Annotated in this window: 3 protein-coding genes; 2 read left to right on the forward strand and 1 reads right to left on the reverse strand. The window is 56.7% G+C overall.

Features of this window, described 5'->3' with window-relative positions; translation table 11 throughout:
• On the reverse strand, positions 1-780 hold a 780-nt coding region (locus IEX61_RS11935), incomplete at its 3' end, for an IS256 family transposase (protein WP_188818220.1).
• Positions 781-980: 200 nt separating this feature from the next.
• Between IEX61_RS11935 and IEX61_RS11940 the strand changes: the two genes are divergently transcribed.
• Together IEX61_RS11940 and IEX61_RS11945 are read left to right on the forward strand one after the other, a co-directional pair.
• Positions 981-1,394, forward strand: a complete 414-nt coding sequence (locus tag IEX61_RS11940) for an ArsR/SmtB family transcription factor (RefSeq protein WP_188818223.1) — start codon at positions 981-983, stop codon at positions 1,392-1,394.
• A gap of 2 nt (positions 1,395-1,396) precedes the next feature.
• Positions 1,397-3,526 (forward strand): heavy metal translocating P-type ATPase, encoded by a 2,130-nt coding sequence (locus tag IEX61_RS11945; protein WP_083463101.1) that lies wholly within the window; start codon positions 1,397-1,399, stop codon positions 3,524-3,526.
• Positions 3,527-3,848 lie beyond the last annotated feature (322 nt).

A 3,848-nucleotide genomic window follows, 5' to 3' on the forward strand; every position in this document is an offset into this window, starting at 1 on the left:
GCGCATAAAGTGCGTCTGGCACCGCTGCCAGGTTACGCCCTGAAAGTGCCGCCGAATGGCGAGTACAAGCCCGCGATGGTCATCCGACACCACCACATCAACGCCGTGAAGCCCGCGGCTTTTCAGCCAGCTGAAAAACTCGCTCCAGCTGGCTTCCGACTCGCTGTCGCCAAGCATCAGACCCAACACCTCGCGATATCCCTCGGTGTTGATGCCGATCCCGATAAGCGCGCCGCGCGACCGGACGCGCCCCTCTTCACGCACCTTCAGCACCAGCGCATCAACGAGGACAAAGGGATAGGCCTTCTCCTCAAGCGACCGGTTGTTCCATGCCTTGACCATCGGATCCAGCCGCTTGCACAGTTCTGAGACGGTGGATTTTGAGAACTCCGTGCCGCACAGCTCCTGCGTGATCTGTTCAATTTTGCGCGTCGATACCCCGTTGACCACCATTTCCATCAAGGCCAACACCAGCGCTTGTTCGCTCCGTTGGTAGCGGGCAAACAACTCCGTCGAGAACTTCCCGTTTCGAAACCGCGGAACCCGAAGCGTGAGGGTACCCACCCGGGTCGTGAGCTGATGCGGGTACGTTCCATTGCGATACCCTTGGCGCTCTTCCGTCCGTTCATAAGGCTCTGCACGCAGCTGCTCCGTGGCCTGGGCTTGCAAAATTTGATTCAAGACGGACTCCAGGAGCTTGGCGAGCGCCTCGTCTTTCGTGTCGCGGAGAAAAAGTTGATGCAAAAGCTGTGCATCTACGGTAATCTGATCGTGAGCCATTTCGATCCCCTCTCCCTTTTTGGTCTTTGTGCGTTCAAGCTCCATTCTAACCGAGGGGGGATTGGAAATGGCTCTCTGACTTTTTTCAGAGAGTCCTTTTTACACAAGAATACGGACTCAACTCGGTTGACGTTGTATCGGGAAAACATTATACTAACAGTGAAACGATTATTTTATCGTTTTATTAAGGAGGAGGTCGCATGGCAAGTGAGCGGCTAAACGACGCACATTTTTCCCGATATCCCAATCGAACTAAGGCAGATACTAAGACAGATACGTGCAACGTGTTCATATACGATGCGGAGAAGGTTAGCCGATTGCGGCAAATGGTCGACCGCGTGAGAGACCTTGCTCCGCTGTTCAAAGTCTTGTCCGACGAGACCCGATTAAAAATTGTTTATGCCCTTACATTGGAGGATGAACTGTGCGTCTGTGACGTGGCCGCCATAATCGGCTCCTCGACGGCCGCTGCTTCGCACCATTTGCGGTTGCTCCGCAACATGGGGCTGGCGACGTACCGCCGTGAAGGAAAGATGGTGTTTTACCGGTTACAAAGCCCTGAGGCTCGCCAGTTGATTCAAGAAGCGCTAACCATCGTTGCAGGGAGGGAATAACCATGGCGGAAACGCCGATCAAGAAGGAATACCGCTTAACGGGCTTGACTTGAATGGACTGTGCCGCCAAGCTTGAGCGGCATGTCCAGGCGTTGCCTGGCGTTAAAGAAGCAAAGTTGAATTTTGCGGCGTCAAAGTTGACGGTGTTGGGGACGATCTCCACAGAAGAACTGCAGAGAGAGGTCAAAAAGATTGAAGATGTGACGTTGCATCCCGTTGGAACTCCTGAACCCACCGCCACGAAGTCCTTCTGGGCGTCGAACCGCAAAGCACTAACGACCGGGCTTTCGCTTCTGGCCTTGGCAACCGCATTTATCGTGCCAGAACCGTTCGGAAAGGGCTTCTTGCTCGCTTCGATCGCGGTGGGAGGGCATTCGCTGCTGCGTAAAGGCGCGCGCAACCTGATCCGACTCAACTTTGACATGAACGTGCTGATGACGGTGGCCATCACCGGGGCGCTGTTGATTGGCGAGTGGAAGGAAGCGGCGGTGGTTACGTTTCTCTTCGCCGTCAGTGAGATGCTGGAGTCCTATTCGATGGAAAAAGCTCGCCAGTCGATCCGTGCGCTCATGGAAATCGCGCCGAAAGTAGCCACCGTTCTCCGCGACGGCCAAGAGATTGTCGTTCCGGTGGAAGACCTGGTTGTCGGGGACATCATCTTGGTCAAGCCCGGGGAGAAGATCGCGGCGGACGGGGAGATTGTCGAGGGGACATCATCCATCAATGAAGCTGCCATCACCGGGGAGTCCATGCCCGTTGACAAGACGGTCGGTGACTCGGTTTACGCCGGAACGCTAAACCAGCAAGGAGCAATCAAGGTCCGCGTAACAAAATTGGTTGCGGACACAACGATTGCCAAGATCATTCATCTCGTGGAAGAAGCGCAAAACGAGCGTGCTCCCTCACAAGCGTTTGTTGACCGATTTGCCAAATATTACACACCGGCCGTTATGGTTCTCGCACTCGGCGTTGCTCTTGTTCCGCCCCTGTTCTTTGGCGCGGATTGGAGTCGCTGGATTTACGAGGGGCTCGCGCTCCTCGTCGTCGCCTGCCCGTGCGCTCTGGTCGTTTCGACACCGGTGGCCATCGTTTCGGCCATCGGGGCGGCTGCCCGACAAGGGGTGTTGATCAAAGGCGGTGTCTATTTGGAAGAGGTCGGCAACCTGAAGGTGGTCGCCTTTGACAAAACCGGTACATTAACAAAAGGCGAACCGGTGGTGACCGACGTTGTGCCGTTGGGGGACCGAACGGAGCAAGACGTGCTGGGCATAGCCGCTCGCCTGGAAAAATTGTCGGAACATCCGCTGGCAAAAGCCATTGTCAAAAAAGCGGAGGAGGACGGCCTGGCGGTGAAGCCGGCCGAAGAGTTTTCGGCCATCACCGGGAAAGGGGCGTTCGGGCGTGTCGACGGGCAAACCTACTACATCGGAAACCCTCGCCTGTTTGCAGAACTGCACGGTGACATCGGCGCGGTGCAAAATCAGATTTCCGCGCTGCAACGCCAAGGGAAAACCGTTATGCTGTTGGGGACGCAAGATGAACTTGTGGGGCTCATTGCGGTGGCCGACCAGGTGCGAGAACAAAGTGTTCAGGCCGTGCGGGCGTTGAAACAGGCGGGTATTGAAAAAACGATCATGCTGACCGGTGACAACGCCACGACCGCGGCCGCGATCGCCAAGCAGGTGGGGATCGACGAATACCACGCTGAGCTGCTTCCGCATGATAAGCTGGAGAAAATCAAACAGCTCCGGGATGCGTACGGGAAGGTGGCCATGGTTGGCGACGGTGTGAATGATGCCCCGGCGCTGGCATCCGCAACGGTAGGCATCGCCATGGGCGGCGCCGGAACCGATACGGCCTTGGAGACGGCGGACATCGCGCTCATGGCCGACGATCTGTCCAAACTGCCCTTTACCATTCGGCTGGGACGCCGTGCTGTTCGGGTCATCAAGCAAAACATCGCCTTTTCGTTGATCACGAAGCTCCTCGCCGTTCTCTTGGTGTTCCCGGGTTGGCTCACCCTATGGCTGGCCATCCTTGCCGACATGGGGGCCACCATTCTCGTGACCTTAAACGGTTTGCGTCTCTTGCGAGTGAAACCGGCACCTTCTGTGGAAAGCCAGGAGGCCTAAACCTTTCGCTCGGCAACTTCGACCCGCTCATCTTCCCTGTGGTGCACGGGCAATGTAATGAACATGGCAGGACATCCTGCCAAACAGGCAGGATGTCCTGCCTGTTTTTTCTTGACACCGCCGGTGTCTGGAAAAAGGAAACTGCCAAAGGGGCCGGGTTTCCCCGTTGGCGGCCACGCTTTATGGCAACGTGGCTTTCCACTGGCGCACCACGGCCTGCACGTTGCTGCGGGCCAACCTGCGCAGCCTTCGTGCGGGCAAGGCCTGACGGAAGCTGTTTGCTTTCAGGCGCTGGAGCAAGAGGGCTTCAGCCCGTTCGGTC

Origin of the sequence: Calditerricola satsumensis, from assembly GCF_014646935.1 — a bacterium.
Classification (GTDB): Bacteria; Bacillota; Bacilli; order Calditerricolales; family Calditerricolaceae; genus Calditerricola; species Calditerricola satsumensis.

What these genes read in the sequence shown, in the direction of transcription:
- IEX61_RS11940 (WP_188818223.1), top strand. Translation starts at nt 981, where the DNA reads ATGGCAAGTGAGCGGCTAAACGACGCACATTTTTCCCGATATCCCAAT.